The organism is Nocardioides ferulae (assembly GCF_003660455.1).
GTDB classification, from domain to species: domain Bacteria; phylum Actinomycetota; class Actinomycetes; order Propionibacteriales; family Nocardioidaceae; genus Nocardioides; species Nocardioides ferulae.
On sequence record NZ_QZVR01000007.1, the window covers coordinates 49183 to 64226 of the forward strand.

Below are 15044 nucleotides of genomic sequence, written 5' to 3' on the forward strand. Positions count from 1 at the left end.
AGGGACGAGGGCGGACCGCCTGATGGTGGTCGAGCGAGCCGTGCGGGCGAGCTTGCGAGCCCGCGACCGGCGTGTCGAGACCCGGTGATCCGGGCGGCGCCAGCCGACCGGATCGTTGGTGGTTGAGCAGCGACCGCGGCCGAGGGACGAGGCCGCGACGGAGCGTGTCGAAACCCGGTGAGGTTCCAGGCGACGGCGACCACGGTCACCGCCCTGCACACCGCACCGGGTCTCGGCAAGCTCGACCACCGACGGCAAGCTCGACCACCGGGGGGCAGGCCGACCGCCGGTCACCGCCCTGCCGACGTCAGCCGCCGCTGACGGCGTACTCCTCGACGAGCGCGGCCTCGATCTGCGCGTCGGTCCAGGGGAAGCTCACCCAGCGCTCGGCGGAGAACAGCTCGGTCTGGTCCTGCGACCACGGCGAGGTGGGGTCCTCGCGCTGCCCGTAGGTGAGGATCGTGCGGGCGTCGAGGCCACCGCGGTCCAGGAACGAGATCGCCTGGATGTGGGACGAGCCGGCGAGCACCTCCTTGCGCCACCCAGCCTCGGTGTCGGTCCAGCGGGAGGTGAGCGCGTTGGCGTTGCCGGCCGGGCCGCTGCCGCCGCCGAGGGGGAAAGCCTCCGCGCCGCGGTCGCCCGGCACCTGCAGCGAGCCCCAGGGCGCGTCGAGGGCGACGTCGCGCTCGCGCAGCGAGGCGATCGCGTCGGTCATCGCCTGCACGACGTTCGGGTTGGCCGCGTCCAGTCCGCGCGGCGTGGCCAGCGGACGCTCGGCGTCGAACGGGACTCGCCACACGCCGGTGGCGGGCAGCCGGGAGTAGAACTCCTCGAAGAGGTGCGCGCCGACCGAGTCGGCGTCCGAGCGGCCGTCCCAGGCGGCCAGCACCGCGCAGGCGTCGGTCTCACCGGTGGCCGCGCAGACCCGGTCGAGCGCGCCGCCACGGCGGGTCACCTCTGCGGCCATCACGCGGTTCTCGTGCTGGTGCCCGCGCAGGCTCCTCGGCGACTCCCGGCGTCGGTCGAGCCGATCCGTGACGTAGCGCGAGACCATCCGGGTCCGCATCGTGCGGCCGCACTGCTCGCAGCCGATGATGCCGGCGTAGCCCTCGAGCCGCACCCGGTCGTTGGGGGTCCAGTAGGAGTCGTTGGCGTTCATCACCCAGTCGCGACGGACCACGGCGGGCAGGTTCTCCGGCCCGAAGACGCCCGGACGAGTGCCCGCGTCGGTGCGCCAGGCGCACTCCCCCTCGGCACGGGTGCCGTCGAGCCCGGGCAGGCCGGAGAACGAGGCGATCAGGGCGCCGGTCGGGGTCATGCAGTTCTTCGCCATGGCGTCGGGCACGTTCGGCACGACCGAGTGGTCGGCGTAGAGCACCCGCCCGTCGCGGTCCGCGGCGGTCGTGTTCACCCAGGGCATCCCGCCGCCGTTGTCCTGGCGGCGCAGCAGGGCCCGCACGCCCTTGGCGAAGCCCATGTTGAAGAACGTGTCGATCGTGCGCAGGTGCTCTCCGTTGGCGTCGCGGATCGCCCACAGGCTCGAGGGGGTCCACGACATCAGCATCTTGGGTGCGTGCAGGACGTAGCCCACGCTGGTGCGGTAGAGATCCTCGGTGACGGTGCCGAGCGAGCCGTCCTCGAGCAGCACGGTCACCTCGACCTCGCGCCGCTCGACCGGCCGGGGGCCCGACTCGGTCTCGTAGGTGGTCGGCGTGGGGGTCGGGAACTGGTAGGGGGTGAACCGGTAGGCGGTGGAGACGGTGTGGCTCCACGCCACGTCGCGGTTCCAGCCGATGTTGATCGCCGGCGAGCCGATCAGCGACGCCCCGGCGACGTCGTACTTGCCGGGGATCGTGAGGTGCTGCTGGGTGAACCGGTAGCGCCCGGTCCACGGGAAGTGGGGGTTGCCCAGCACCATGCCGCGCCGGGTCGTGGACGCCTTCGAGCCGATCGCGGTGGCGTTGGAGCCGAACGAGGCCTCGGGGTCGTGGCCCAGCGCGCGGCGCACCTCGTCGGCGTCGACGTCGCCGAGCTCCGGCACCGCGGGTGCCTCCGCGCGGGCGGCGCCGGCCGGCGGCTCGGCGTCGACGATCTCGTTGACGAAGCGGCCCGAGGAGGCGATCAGGTTGGCCAGGTAGACGCCGTACCAGAGGTCCACCGGCTCCACGTCGGGCACCAGGTAGCCCGCCCCGGCGCACTGCGGGTCGGTGACCCCGTCGGGGCCGACCTCGGCGAGGTAGTCGTTGATGCCGGCGGTGTAGCCCTCGACCAGCTCCCGGGCCCGCTTGCTCGGACCGGCGACCGGGTCCTCGAGCAGGGTCTCGACGACCTCGCGGTCGCGCAGGTCGGTGACGAACGCGTCGATCTTCAGGTTCGACGCCGCGGGCGTGGTCCGGTCGTCCCAGGTGCCGTCCGCGCCGAACCAGCGCGACCGCTGGGCGCGGGCGGTGAGCAGCGTCTCGGCGAGCGTGCAGGTGGAGTCCTGGGCCGCGACGTAGCCGCTGCCGAACCCGAGGGAGCCCCAGTCCGACGCGGTGATGTGCGGGATGCCGTGCTCGGTACGCCGGATGGTGGCGTCGTAGCCACCCTCCGCCAGTGGGCCTGCGGCGCTGGCGGCGGTGGTGGCGGCCGGTCGGGCGACCGCGGGCGCGGTCGCACTGAGGGCCGGGGCGAGCGGGGCGATGACGGCGAGAGCGGCGAGCGCTGCGAGACGGGACGGCACGAGGGGTGACCCTAAGGCACCGGATGGTGTCGGGGAGGCGGAATCGCCGGAGCCGGTCCGGCATCGGCGGCGGTCAGCCGCGCTCAGCCGCGCACGACGTACCTCTCCACCTGGTGCCGCCGGATCTGCCGCTCGGTCCACGGGAAGCGCACCCACTGCTCGCGGGAGAACATCTCGGTCTGGTCGCTCGACCACGGCGAGGTGGGGTCCTCACGCTGCCCGTAGGTGAGGATCGTGCGCACGTCGACCCGCCCCCGGTCGAGGAACGAGACCGCCTGGATGTGCGAGGAGCCGAAGGTCACCGGGCGGTACGCCGCGGTGTTGTCGTCGGGCCAGCGCGACGCCAGCGCGTTGGCGTTGCCGACGCTGTCGCCGGTGCCACCCCCGAGCGGGATCGGGGGCGCGCCCCGGTCGCCGGCGACCTGGAGGGATCCCCAGGTGGCGTCGAAGGGGATGTCCTGCGACCGCAGGTGCGCGATCGCGTCGGCCATCGCCTGCACGACCAGCGGGTTCAGCGGATTCAGCCCCCGCGGCGTGTGCAGCGGGTCGTCGGCGGAGAACGGCGTGGTCCACACCCCGATCGTGGGCAGCCGGGAGACGAACTCCTCGAAGATGTGGGTGCCGACCGAGGTGGTCTCCGAGCGGCCGTCCCAGGCCTTCAGCACGGCGCAGGCCGCGGCCTCGCCGGTGGCCTCGCACACCGCGTCGAGCGCGCCTCCCTCGCGCATCACCTCGGCGGCGCGCAGCCGGTTCTCGTGCTGGTGGCCGCGCAGGCTCGCCGGGGACTCCTGACCACCGTCGGCGAGGGCGTCGACGACGTACTGGCCGACCATCCGGGTGCGCATCGTGCGTTCGCACCGTTCGCAGCCGATGATCCCGGCGTAGCCCTCGAGGCGCACCTGGTCGTTGGGGGTCCAGTAGGAGTCGTTGGCGTTCATCACCCAATCGCGACGCACCACCGCGGGCAGGTTGGCCGGACCGAAGATGCCGGGCCGCTGGGCGTCCTCGTCGTCGCGCCAGGCGCACGCGCCGCCGGCCCGGGTGCCGTCGAGACCGGGCAGCCCCGCGACCTCGTTGACCACCCGGCCGACGACCGTCATGCACCGCTCGGCGAGGTCGTCGGGCACGTTCGGCACCACCGAGTGGTCGGCGTAGAGCACCCGGCCGGCGCGGTCCGCGGCGATGGTGTTGACCCACGGGATCCCGCCGCCGGCGTCCTGGCGGCGCAGCAGGTCGCGCACGTCGGTGGCCCGCCCCATGTCGAGGAAGGTGTCGATCGTGCGCAGGTGCTCGCCGTTGGCGTCGCGGATCGACCACAGGCTCAGCGGCCCCCAGGGCATCAGCGTGGCCGGCGAGTCGATCACGTAGCCGACCTCGGTGCGGTAGAGGTCCTCGGTGACGGTGCCGAGCGAGCCGTCCTCGAGGAGCACGGTCACCTCGACCTCGCGCCGCTCCAGCTGCTGCGGACCGTCGGCGGTCAGGTAGGTGCTCGGCCCGGCGGTGACGAACTCGTAGGGAGTGAACCGGTAGGCGGTGGAGACGGTGTGGCTCCAGGCGACGTCGGCGTTCCAGCCGATGTTCACCGCCGGCGAGCCGATCAGCGACGCCCCGGCGACGTCGTACTTGCCGGGGATCGTGAGGTGCTGCTGGGTGAAGTGGTAGCGCCCCCGCCACGGGAAGTGCGGGTTGCCGAGCAGCATCCCGCGCCCGGTCGTCGAGGCCCGGCCGCCGACCGCGGTGGCGTTGGAGCCGAACGGCGCCTCGGGGTCGCGGCCGAGCGCCTTCAGCAGCGCCTCGCGGTCCGCGACATCGACGTCACGGGCCCGCAGCGGCAGCTCGGGCAGGCCGGGGTCGTCGAGCGAGGGCGGCGAGGCGTCGACGATCTCCTTGACGAACACCCCCGAGGAGGCGAGCAGGTTGGCCAGGTAGACGCCGTACCAGAGGTCCACCGGCGTCGCGTCGGGCACCAGGTAGCCCGCTCCCGCGCAGGCCGGGTCGGTCACCTGGTCGGCAGGGGTGTCGCGCAGGTAGGCGTTCACCCCCGCGGTGTAGCCACTCACCAGCCGCTTGGCCCGGCGGCTGGGCCCGGCCACCGGGTCGGCGAGCAGCTGCTCGACGACCTCGCGCTCGCGCAGGTCGGTGACGAACGCGTCGATCTGGAGGTTCGAGGCCTCGAGCGTGACCTGGTCGTTGTAGCCCGCCTCCGCCCCGAACCAGCGCGAGCGCTGCCCGCGGGCGGTGACCAGGGTGTCGGCCAACGTGCACAGGGAGTCCTCGGCGGCGGCGTAGCCGCTGCCGAAGCCCAGCGAGCCCCAGTTCCTCGCGGTGACGTGCGGGATGCCGTGGGTGGTACGCCGCACGGTCGCCGTGTAGCCGTTGGCGGACGGCGCCGGGCCCGCCGCCGCGGCGCCTCGTGGCGCCGCGCTTCCTGCCGTGACGGGCGGAGCGAACGGGACGACCAGGGCGGTGGCCACCAGGGCGGCGAGACCGGTCAACGCGGGGAGGGTGAGGCGACGACGCATGCCCGCACAACGGGCGCCGGCGGCCCGGGGTTACGCGCGGGTAGCAACCGGTGTCACAGGTAGAGACCGGTCGCCTCGTCGCCGAGCCGGTCGGCGGCCACCGCGTGCACGTCGCGCTCCCGCATCACGACGTAGAGCTCGCCGTTGACCTCCACCTCGGCCTTCTCGGCACCGTCGAAGAGCACCTTGTCGCCGACGACGACCGCCCGGGCCTGGGGCCCGGTCGCCACCACCTTCGACCAGGTCAGCCGGCGCGCGCCCATCGCCGCGGTGGCGGGGATGACGATGCCGCCCGAGGAGCGCCGTTCACCGGCCTCCCGGTCGACCTCGACCAGGATCCGGTCGTGCAGCATCTTGATGGGGGTCTTCTCAGTCACGACTGTTGCGGTGCCTTCCGGCGAGGCGGCTGAGGGTCAGCCGGCGACCTTGCGGACGACCACGAGCAGCACCACGACACCCGCCACGATGCCGGCGGTCTTGAGGATGTTGTCGGTGCGCGGCTGCCCGGTGGCCTGGTCGACGTAGTGCGCCTTGACCGAGCTGATCTGGCGGCTCGCGATCGTCTTCGGGCTGCTGCGGTGGACGAGCTGGTCGATCGTGGAGGCCAGGCGCTCGCGGGTCTCCTCGATCTCGCGCTCGAGGGCCGAGGTGTCGCTGCCCTGCTGGGTCACTGGCTCGTCTCCTCAGATCCGGGGTCGTCTCGGGCAGAACCTACCAACCGGGTGGCCACCGGCGCTCACCGCGGGGCTCGGCTCACCGCGGCCGCACCGTGCGCGGGTCGAACCCGAAGGGCAGCTCCAGGCGGTGCGTGCGCATCAACGGCTCGTCGGTGAGCACCTCGAGCGTCGGCCCGTCGGCGACCACGGTGCCCCCGGAGAGCACCACCGAGCGGGGGCACAGCTCCAGGGCGTAGGGCAGGTCGTGGGTGACCATCAGCACGGTCACGTCGAGCGAGCGGAGGATGTCGGCCAGCTCGCGCCGCGAGGCCGGGTCGAGGTTCGACGACGGCTCGTCGAGGACCAGGATCTCGGGCTGCATGGCCAGCACCGTGGCCACCGCCACCCGGCGCCGCTGGCCGAACGAGAGGTGGTGCGGCGGCCGGTCGGCGTAGTCGGCCATGCCGACGCGGGCCAGCGCGTCGTGCACCCGCTGGTCGAGCTCGGCTCCGCGGACTCCGAGGTTGGCCGGGCCGAACGCGACGTCCTGGCGCACGGTCGGCATGAACAGCTGGTCGTCGGGGTCCTGGAAGACGACGCCGACACGGCGCCGGACCTCCTTGAGGCTCCCCTTCTCGACCGGCAGACCGCTCACCGCCACCGAGCCGGCACCCGCGGTCAGGATGCCGTTGAGGTGGAGCACGAGCGTGGTCTTGCCGGCGCCGTTGGGACCCAGCAGCGCCACCCGCTCGCCGCGGTGCACGTGCAGGTCGATGCCGAACAGCGCCTGGTGGCCGTCGGGGTAGGCGTAGGCCAGGCCCCGGACGTCGAGAACGGGCGTGCTCACGACGCCGCCTGCGCGTGGTGGTGGTGAGCCGGGACGCCGCGGCCCAGGTCGGCGAGGTCGGGCAGCTCGCCGGTGTAGCCGCGGGAGACCATCGCGAGGTGCACCCGCTCGCCGCGCTCGTAGGAGCGGATGAACAGCGACCCCAGCGACCGGGCCAGCACCGGCCAGTGCCGCGGCGAGCGGGGGTCGACGCCGCGGGAGCGCATCGCGGTGAGCATCCGGGTCAGGTCGGCGGTGACCACGTCGAGGTAGCGGACCATGAAGCCCATGATCTCCACCAGCAGCGACGGCAGCCGCAGCCGCCGCAGGCCGCGCAGAACGTCGGCCGGCTCCGTGGTCGCGGCCAGGGTCAGCGAGGCCAGCACGCCGAGGGTGCCCTTGGCGAGCAGCGCCCACCCGGCGAGCAGTCCGGGCTCGGAGACGGTCAGGCCGAGCACCTCGGTGCGGGGACCGGTGGCCACGAACGGCATCAGCAGGGCGAACACCACGAACGGGACCTCGACGACCATCCGGGGCGCCAGGTAGCGCAGCGGCACGCGCGAGACGGCGATGACCCCGAGCAGGACGGCGAGGTGCACGGCGTACACCGCGAACCACTCGCGCGGGGTCGCCACGACCACCAGCACGAACGCCAGCAGCGCTGGGATCTTCAGGTGGGCCGGTGCCCGGTGGACGGCGCTGTGGCCGTGGAAGTGCAGCCGGTGGCCGTGGCCGGCGCCCACTAGGAGGCGCTCGCAGAGGCGTCGGCGTCGTGGCCGGCCTCGTCGGACTCGGCGCGCTCGCGGCCGGTGGGGCCGCGACGGCGCAGCAGCCAGGCCAGCCCGCCCATCAGCACGAGCACCAGGACGACGCCGATCACCCCCGCCAGGCCGCCGCTGATCCGCTCGTCGTCGACGCCGTCGGTCTGGTAATCGGCCAGCGGGCTGTCGGCGACCGGGGAGTCCTCGGCGGTGTCGAGGAAGCCGGTCTGCTCCGCGACGTGCTCGAGACCGTCGGGATGGGCGCTGGCGTAGTAGCTGGCGACCCCGGCGACCAGCAGCGCGGCCACCAGCAGGCCGGCCCAGAGCGCCCGGGTCGACACCCGCCGGTTCGCGCCGGTCACGCGGTCACCTCCGGAGTGGAAGCGGGGGTGCGGATCTCGAGCTCGCGGGCGGCGAGCAGACGCCGCGCGCCGTAGACGAGGTCGGGGCGCACCGCGACGATGGAGCCGACGACCAGGCCGGTGATCAGCGCCTCTCCGACTCCGATCAGGGTGTGCCAGCCGAGCATCGCGGTGAGCACGGTGCCGACCTCCACGGGTGCGACGCCGCCCATCGCGAACAGGCCCGTGAAGACCGTCGCGGCGACCGGCACCGACGCCAGCGCCCCGATGGCGGCCGCCGGGGCCACCATCGCCAGGTGGCGCGGCAGCACCGCCTGCAGCCCGCGGAAGACCAGCCAGCCGACGCCGGCGCCGACCAACGCGAGCAGGGTGACGTTCGTGCCGAGCGCGGTGACGCCGCCGTCGGCCATGAACAGCGCCTGCACCAGCAGCACCACGCTGATGCACAGCACCGCCGCCCAGGGGCCCACGAGCACCGCCGCCAGCGCCCCGCCCATGAGGTGTCCGCTGGTGCCGGCCCCGACCGGGAAGTTGATCATCTGCCCGGCGAACACGAACGCGGCGACCAGGCCGGCCATCGGCGCGGTGCGGTCGTCGAGCTCGTCGCGAGCCCGCCGCAGTGCGATCGCGACGCCGGCCGCGGCGACCGCGCCGGTGGCCACGGACGTCGGCGCGTCCAGGAAGCCGTCGGGGACGTGCATGTGACTCCTCGGGTGCTGGAGGACGGCGGCGTTCGCGATGCGCCGACCGCTCTCCCATGGCTGGGGACGTAGGTTGGAGGCGGTCGTCGCGGGCCCGAGCCCGACGGCGCCTGCGCCACCGCCCAGACTACGCTGTTGCAAGTCGTTTGCAACAAGCCCCCGGCCCCAGGAGCCCCGTTGACCCAGCTGCCCACGCGTCTCTCCCCCGGCGACACCGCCCCGGAGTTCACCCTCCCCGACGACACCGGCGCGCAGGTCTCCCTCTCGGAGTTCCTCGGCCGCAAGGTGATCGTCTACTTCTACCCGGCCGCGATGACCCCGGGCTGCACCAAGCAGGCCTGCGACTTCACCGACTCCCTCGACGCGCTGCACGCCGCCGGCTACGAGGTGCTCGGCATCTCCCCGGACCAGCCCGAGAAGCTCGCGAAGTTCCGGGAGAAGGAGAGCCTGACCATCCGGCTCCTCTCCGACCCCGACAAGCAGGTGCTGCGCGACTACGGCGCGTTCGGCGAGAAGAAGCTCTACGGCAAGACCGTCGAGGGAGTCATCCGCTCGACCGTGGTCGTCGACGAGGACGGCAAGGTCTTCCTCGCCCACTACAACGTGCGCGCCACCGGCCACGTCGCGAAGCTGCGCCGCGAGATCGACGTCAACGAGGACACCCGCAACGCCTGACCTGACCGGCGGTGGTCCCCTGGGGACGACATACCTTGTGGTCGCCCGGACGACCAGTTCGGGGCGTCCTCCCTAGACTGGCGCCCGCCCAGCCGGAGTGGTGGAACTGGCAGACACGCAGGTTTTAGGTACCTGTGCCTTCGGGCGTGGGGGTTCGAGTCCCCCCTTCGGCACGCTGGCCGGCGTACCCACGCGCACCACGGGTACCGGCCGCCCATGAGCGAGGAGACGAGCCCGAACACCGACACCGCGGCCGGCCTGGCGCTGGTCACCGGCGCCTCGAGCGGCATCGGCCGCGCGTTGGTGCAGCAGTTCGTCGACCACGGGTACGACGTGGTGGTCACCGCCGAGGACGCCGAGCTGCACACCGCGGCGGCCCAGCTGCGCGAGTCCGGCCGGCAGGTCCTGGCCGTGCAGGTCGACCTGACCCGTCCCGAGGAGGTCGAGCAGCTGTGGCGTGAGGCGACGGCCCTGGGCCGGCCGATCACCGCCGCGGCGCTGAACGCCGGAGTGGGAGTGGGCGGCGGCACCTTCGCCGAGACCGCCCTCGACCGGCACCTGGCCCTCGTCGACCTGAACGTCCGCTCGACGGTGCACCTGGCCAAGCTGCTGGTCGACCACATGGTCGCCCAGGGCGAGGGCCGGATCCTCGTCACCTCGTCGGTCGCCGCCGTGGCCCCGGGCCCCTACCAGGCGACCTACAACGCCTCGAAGGCGTTCGGCCACTCCTTCGCCGAGGCGATCCGTCACGAGCTGAAGGGCACCGGCGTCACCGTCACCTCGCTGATGCCCGGTCCTACCGACACCGAGTTCTTCGAACGCGCCGACATGGAGGCCACGCCGCTCGCGCAGGGGAGCAAGGACTCCCCCGAGCAGGTCGCCGCCGACGGTTTCGCCGCGCTGATGGCCGGCAAACCGCACGTCGTCGCCGGCTCCCTGAAGAACCGGGTGCTGGCCGAGGTCGCCACCCACCTGCCCGACCGGGTCGGCACCGCGGCCTTCGCCGCCCAGACCAAGCCGAAGCAGTAGCGCGAGGTCAGGCTCCCGAGGGGCGCAGCACGCCGGCGACGATCGGCGCCAGCTGGCGCAGCGCCCGGCCCCGGTGGGAGATCGCGTCCTTCTCCTCGCGGCTCAGCTCGGCCGAGGTGCGGCCCTGCGCCGCATGCTCGTCGGCGACGAACAGCACGTCGTAGCCGAACCCGCCCGCACCGCGCAGCTCGCGGATCACGTGGCCGTCCATCCGGCCGTGCACGATCTCCTCACCGCCCGGGTGGCAGAAGGCGACCGCACACACGAAGTGGGCGCCTCGCCGCTCGTCGGGCACGTCGGAGAGCTGGGCGAGCAGCAGCCGGTTGTTGCGCAGGTCGGCGGAGTCCCTCTCGCCCGGGTGCGGCGGGCCGCCCCACCGGGCGGAGAGCACCCCCGGCATGCCGTTCAGCGCGTCGACGCACAGCCCGCTGTCGTCGGCGATCGTCGGCAGTCCGGTCACCTCGAAGCCGCGCCGGGCCTTGAGCAGCGCGTTGCCCTCGAAGGTGGGCTGGTCCTCGACGGGCTCGTCGTACGCCGCGACGTCGTCGAGGCCGACCACCTGCACCGCCGGCAGGTGCTCGCGCAGGATGCGCTCCATCTCGGCGATCTTCTTGGCGTTGCGCGAGGCCAGGAAGACCCGGGGAGGGCTCATCGGGCCAGCGTTCACCGGGCCAGCGCCTCCTGCTGGAGCCGGGTGAGGTCGGCGCAGCCCTTCTCGGCGAGGCCGAGCAGCGCGTCGAGCTCGGCCCGGTCGAAGGCCGCCCCCTCGGCAGTGCCCTGCACCTCGACGAACTTGCCGGCGCCGGTCATCACGACGTTCATGTCGGTCTCGGCGCGCACGTCCTCCTCGTAGGGCAGGTCGAGCCGCGGCGCACCGTCGATGATGCCGACGCTGACCGCGGCCACCGACCCGGTCAGCGGCTGACCGGTCAGCGCCCCGAGCTTGCCGAGGTGGGTGACGGCGTCGGCGAGCGCGACGTAGGCGCCGGTGATCGCGGCGGTGCGGGTGCCGCCGTCGGCCTGGAGCACGTCGCAGTCGAGCACGATCGTGTTCTCGCCGAGCGCCTTGTAGTCGACGATCGCCCGCAGCGAGCGCCCGATCAGCCGGCTGATCTCGTGGGTGCGACCGCCGATGCGGCCCTTGACCGACTCGCGGTCGGAGCGGGTGTTGGTGGAGGCGGGGAGCATGGCGTACTCGGCGGTGACCCAGCCCAGCCCCGAGCCCCGGCGCCACCGCGGCACGCCCTCGCTGGCGGAGGCCGCGCACAGCACCTTGGTGCCGCCGAACTCCACCAGCACCGATCCGGCTGCGTGGTCGAGCCAGTGGCGGGTGATCGTGATCGGGCGCAGCTCGTCGTCGGCGCGGCCGTCGGCTCGTGTCGTCATGGGCCCGACCCTAGCCGCGCCCGAGGTCGCTCCCGTGCGCAGCCCGGGCTCGGACCGGGGGTCAGTCGAAGAGCAGGTCGCCCTCGCGCTCGGCCTCCCGCAGCTCGCGCATCTCACGGCCCAGGGCCCGGGTGATGTCGGCGTCGGTCGCGGCGAAGTCCAGCGAGGCGGCGATGAGCTTCGTTGCCGCCTCGGCCAGCTCGGCCGCGGTGTTGCGGGTCAGGGCCAGGACGTCGTCGGCGAGGTTGCTGAACTCCTGGTAGGGCCCGCTGGTGCCGATGCCGATGCCGGCGGGGCGTGACCAGTCGCCGCTGCCGGCGTCGGCCCCGGCGACCCGACCGCTCGCCTCGTCGACGATGTCGGAGACCAGCTGGCACGTGGCCGCGAGCCGCTGCATGTCGTCGTAGTTGTGCTCGATCGTGCCGGGGCCGCCGACCTGCTCGCGGCCCGTGCCCGCGGGCGGGTAGGAAGGCCGGCTCAGGTCGAAGGAGCCGGGCGACTCACGCACGGCGCCGGAGGCGTTGACCAGCGCCGACTGGATCACCGTCTCGTCGTCGACCGCGGCCTGGAGGAGCTTGCCCTTCACCTCGTGCATCGACTGGAGCATCCCGTCGAGGTCCGACCCGGACAGGCTCACCTTCACCTCGTCGGGCTTGTCGGGCCACAGGTCGGAGATCAGGCCGCTCACCGCCCCGGCCGCCGCGAAGGCCACGGCGCCAGGACCGCTGCCCAGGCCGGCGATGCTGAGCAGGGCCCCACCGACCGCGAAGACCCCGCCGCTCGGACCACCGCTGCTCGCCTGCTGGCCGGCGAGGGCCTCGAGCGAGGAGAGCGCGTTGCCGGCGAGAGCGGCGACGTCCTCCTGTGCCTTCTTGAAGACCGCGCGCTGTCCGGCCGCGGCCATGCCCATCATCGCGGCGAGGGCGGCCTGTCCGTCGAGGATCGCGCCGAGACGATCGGCGTAGGCCAGCCGGAAGGCGTCGATGGTCTGGGAGGAGAGCCGGTAGCAGTAGCCGTGGATGGCGTTCACCCGCTGGGAGAGCACCGCGTTGTTGAGCTCCAGCGCCGAGCCGCCACCGGGCGGGAGGGCGGTCGACGCCCCCTGCGGGGTCAGCGTCTGGGCCGCCTCCATGGAGCGCTCCTCCTCGAAGAAGAGCATGTCGCCCCTCGGGATGTCCTTGAGGTCGGCGAACACCTCGTCCACCCGGTCGCGCACGGTGTCGAAGGCATTTCGGAAGTCGTCGTCGAGGTGGTTGACCAGGAAGTCGGGCATCCCGTCCATGGAGACGTCGCCGCCCCCCTGACCGTCCTCGCCCGGCCGGGTGCACCACTGGGTCATCCCCCGCCCCGACCCGCGGTAGCGGTAGCGGTCGCCCTCGATCTCGTAGTAGTTCTCGGGACTGGTCATGTAGACGTCGATGGCCGCCCGCTTGATCTTGCCGATCAGCGAGTCGAGCTCGGAGTACTCAGCCATGGTTCCTTCCCCCAGCGGTCCCCCGGGGCCTACCCCGGATCACGGCGGGCAAACCTGGATCGCTCCAGGACGTTCGTCGGCGCCGGAGATGGGGACGGTGGCGGCCACCCGACTCGCCGACGTACCGCCGGGGTGCCGGTGGTGCCGGCGACTGCGAACACCGCCGGCACCCGTTCGGCCTACTTCATCTCCGAGCGCAACACCCGGAGCAGGCCGACCACGAACGGCACCACGATCCAGATCAGCGAGGACACGGCGAGCTGGGCCCACTCCTCGCCGACCAGCGGGTCCGTGTCGAACAGCGGGACCTGGGCTGTGCTCAGGTCGATCCACGGCGCGGCTTCCTGGAACCAGGAGACCAGCGACACCAGGACGTTGAACGCGATCGGGACGACGAAGTAGAGGACGATCGCTGCCGGGGAGTTCAAGAACAGCAGGCCGAAGGCGAGGCCCCACACGATCGCGATGATCTGGAGCAGGGCGAACCGGCTGAAGTCCTCGAGCCCCACGTCGCGGAACGCGTCGTCGGTGCCGCCCAGGAAGGCCGCGAGCCAAGCCACGACGACGGCGACGGCGATCGCCACCAGACCGAAGGCGACCGCGGCCGCGGTCTTGGCCGCGACGATGCGGGTGCGGGAGGGCTCCAGCGTGAACGTGGTGAGCGTGGTGCGCTGGCTCCACTCGCTGGTGACCAGCAAGATGCCGAGCACCGGTAGCAGGAAGCCCTGCGGCGTCGTGGTCGCCCCGAGGAAGTTGTAGAAGGTGAGCTCGGAGTCGTCGGCGGCGAAGAAGAAGATCACCACGATCGCAGCGGTCAGCACGCCGATCGTGATCAGGAGCCAGAGGCCGGCCCGGGTGTCGGCCATCTTGCGCAGCTCCACCGAGACCAGCCGCCAGAACGGGATCTTCGGGGCGTGCATCACGTCGATGTCCAGCGGCTCGGGAGTCGCGGCGGGCTGTGTGCTGGAGGTGCTCATGCGGAGGCTCCTTCGGGGGCGCCGGCCTCGGACCGGGCGTCGCGCTGGGTGTCGGAGGTGAGGGCGAGGAAGAGGTCCTCGAGCCCCTCCTGGGCGGCGCGCAGGTCGGTGAGGACGATCGTGTTCTCCGCGGCGGCCCGGCCGACGTCGACCGGCGCGGCCTCGACCCGCAGGCCCGTGCCGGCGGGCGCCACCGCGACACCGCGATCACGCAGGACCCCCGCGAGCCGGTCGTTCTCGAGCGAGGTCACGAAAGTGGCGGCCGGTCCGTGCTGGGCCAGCAGCGTCTGCTTGTCGCCCTGGGCCACGATCTTGCCGCGGCCGATGAGGATCATCTCGTCGGCGATCAGCTCCACCTCGTTGAGCAGGTGGCTGGAGAGCAGCACCGTGCCGCCCCGGTCGGCGTAGGACTTCAGCAACCCGCGCATCCACCGGATGCCGGCCGGGTCCAGGCCGTTGGCGGGCTCGTCGAGGATCAGGACCGACGGGTCGCCCAGCAGCGCGTGCGCGATGCCGAGCCGCTGCCGCATGCCGAGCGAGTAGTTGCGGACCCGACGCTTGGCCTCGTCGTCGCTGAGCGAGACCAGCGCGAGCATCTCGTCGACGCGAGAGTCGGGCAGCCCCATGGTGCGGGCGCCCAGCGAGAGCACCTCGCGGCCGTTGCGGCCGGCGTGCTGGGCCGAGGCGTCGAGCAGGACGCCGACGTGCCGGCCCGGGTTGGGGATCGAGCGGAAGTGGTGCCCGCCGATCGTGACCTCGCCTCGGGTCGCCGGGGTGAGCCCGACCATCACCCGCATCGTGGTCGTCTTGCCCGCGCCGTTGGGCCCGAGGAATCCGGTGACCCGGCCGGGCTGGCAGACGAAGCTGACGTCGTCCACCGCGGTGAACCCGCCGTAGGTCTTGGTGAGTCGTTCGACCTTGATCATGGCGCCTACCCTGCCGCAATCGACCGG

At 72.9% G+C, this 15044-nt stretch carries 15 protein-coding genes and 1 tRNA gene; 3 read left to right on the top strand and 13 right to left on the bottom strand.

The window, feature by feature from the left end; all coding sequences use genetic code 11:
- Positions 1 to 307 precede the first annotated feature (307 nt).
- The 8 genes from D6B71_RS10315 to D6B71_RS10345 form a co-directional block, all read right to left on the bottom strand.
- The gene (locus D6B71_RS10315; protein WP_240641300.1) at positions 308 to 2722 is read right to left on the bottom strand and encodes a penicillin acylase family protein; all 2415 of its coding nucleotides are present in this window, start codon (positions 2720 to 2722) and stop codon (positions 308 to 310) included.
- A gap of 83 nt (positions 2723 to 2805) precedes the next feature.
- The gene (locus D6B71_RS10320; RefSeq protein ID WP_240641301.1) at positions 2806 to 5217 is read right to left on the bottom strand and encodes a penicillin acylase family protein; all 2412 of its coding nucleotides are present in this window, start codon (positions 5215 to 5217) and stop codon (positions 2806 to 2808) included.
- An 80-nt stretch (positions 5218 to 5297) separates the two neighbouring features.
- Positions 5298 to 5621 carry a GroES family chaperonin gene (locus D6B71_RS10325; RefSeq protein ID WP_240641302.1) on the bottom strand — a complete coding sequence of 108 codons (324 nt, stop codon included), beginning with the start codon at positions 5619 to 5621 and terminating at the stop codon, positions 5298 to 5300.
- 36 nt (positions 5622 to 5657) lie between these two features.
- Positions 5658 to 5915, bottom strand: coding sequence for a DUF3618 domain-containing protein (locus tag D6B71_RS10330; RefSeq protein ID WP_121254704.1), 258 nt, complete (start codon positions 5913 to 5915; stop codon positions 5658 to 5660).
- An 82-nt stretch (positions 5916 to 5997) separates the two neighbouring features.
- The gene (locus tag D6B71_RS10335) at positions 5998 to 6747 is read right to left on the bottom strand and encodes an energy-coupling factor ABC transporter ATP-binding protein (protein WP_121254706.1); all 750 of its coding nucleotides are present in this window, start codon (positions 6745 to 6747) and stop codon (positions 5998 to 6000) included.
- Positions 6744 to 7469, bottom strand: coding sequence for a cobalt ECF transporter T component CbiQ (gene cbiQ, locus D6B71_RS10340; protein WP_121254708.1), 726 nt, complete (start codon positions 7467 to 7469; stop codon positions 6744 to 6746). The genes D6B71_RS10335 and cbiQ overlap by 4 nt, the downstream gene beginning before the upstream one ends.
- Positions 7469 to 7849: a PDGLE domain-containing protein gene (locus tag D6B71_RS22730; protein ID WP_164519612.1), complete on the bottom strand. Its 381-nt coding sequence runs from the start codon at positions 7847 to 7849 to the stop codon at positions 7469 to 7471. Before D6B71_RS22730 ends, cbiQ begins: the two co-directional genes overlap by 1 nt.
- Complete coding sequence (locus tag D6B71_RS10345) at positions 7846 to 8550, bottom strand: energy-coupling factor ABC transporter permease (RefSeq protein ID WP_164519613.1); 705 nt, start codon at positions 8548 to 8550, stop codon at positions 7846 to 7848. The genes D6B71_RS22730 and D6B71_RS10345 overlap by 4 nt, the downstream gene beginning before the upstream one ends.
- Positions 8551 to 8736: 186 nt before the next feature.
- Here D6B71_RS10345 and bcp point away from each other — a divergent pair, with 186 nt between their 5' ends.
- The 3 genes from bcp (at position 8737) to D6B71_RS10360 (ending at position 10254) form a co-directional block, all read left to right on the top strand.
- Positions 8737 to 9225 (top strand): thioredoxin-dependent thiol peroxidase, encoded by a 489-nt coding sequence (gene bcp, locus D6B71_RS10350; protein ID WP_121255079.1) that lies wholly within the window; start codon positions 8737 to 8739, stop codon positions 9223 to 9225.
- 91 nt (positions 9226 to 9316) lie between these two features.
- Positions 9317 to 9398: transfer RNA gene (locus tag D6B71_RS10355), tRNA-Leu, on the top strand.
- A gap of 43 nt (positions 9399 to 9441) precedes the next feature.
- Positions 9442 to 10254: an SDR family NAD(P)-dependent oxidoreductase gene (locus D6B71_RS10360; RefSeq protein WP_121254710.1), complete on the top strand. Its 813-nt coding sequence runs from the start codon at positions 9442 to 9444 to the stop codon at positions 10252 to 10254.
- A 7-nt stretch (positions 10255 to 10261) separates the two neighbouring features.
- Here D6B71_RS10360 and rdgB read toward each other — a convergent pair whose 3' ends face one another.
- From rdgB to D6B71_RS10385, 5 genes are all read right to left on the bottom strand, one after another.
- The gene (rdgB, locus tag D6B71_RS10365; RefSeq protein ID WP_121254712.1) at positions 10262 to 10906 is read right to left on the bottom strand and encodes an RdgB/HAM1 family non-canonical purine NTP pyrophosphatase; all 645 of its coding nucleotides are present in this window, start codon (positions 10904 to 10906) and stop codon (positions 10262 to 10264) included.
- Positions 10907 to 10917: 11 nt separating this feature from the next.
- On the bottom strand, positions 10918 to 11640 hold the full coding sequence (gene rph / locus D6B71_RS10370; RefSeq protein WP_121254714.1) for a ribonuclease PH: 723 nt from the start codon (positions 11638 to 11640) through the stop codon (positions 10918 to 10920).
- 61 nt (positions 11641 to 11701) lie between these two features.
- The gene (locus tag D6B71_RS10375) at positions 11702 to 13114 is read right to left on the bottom strand and encodes a hypothetical protein (protein ID WP_121254716.1); all 1413 of its coding nucleotides are present in this window, start codon (positions 13112 to 13114) and stop codon (positions 11702 to 11704) included.
- Between the two features lie 179 nt (positions 13115 to 13293).
- The gene (locus tag D6B71_RS10380) at positions 13294 to 14091 is read right to left on the bottom strand and encodes an ABC transporter permease (RefSeq protein WP_121254718.1); all 798 of its coding nucleotides are present in this window, start codon (positions 14089 to 14091) and stop codon (positions 13294 to 13296) included.
- Positions 14088 to 15017 carry an ABC transporter ATP-binding protein gene (locus D6B71_RS10385; protein ID WP_121254719.1) on the bottom strand — a complete coding sequence of 310 codons (930 nt, stop codon included), beginning with the start codon at positions 15015 to 15017 and terminating at the stop codon, positions 14088 to 14090. Before D6B71_RS10385 ends, D6B71_RS10380 begins: the two co-directional genes overlap by 4 nt.
- Positions 15018 to 15044: the final 27 nt, after the last annotated feature.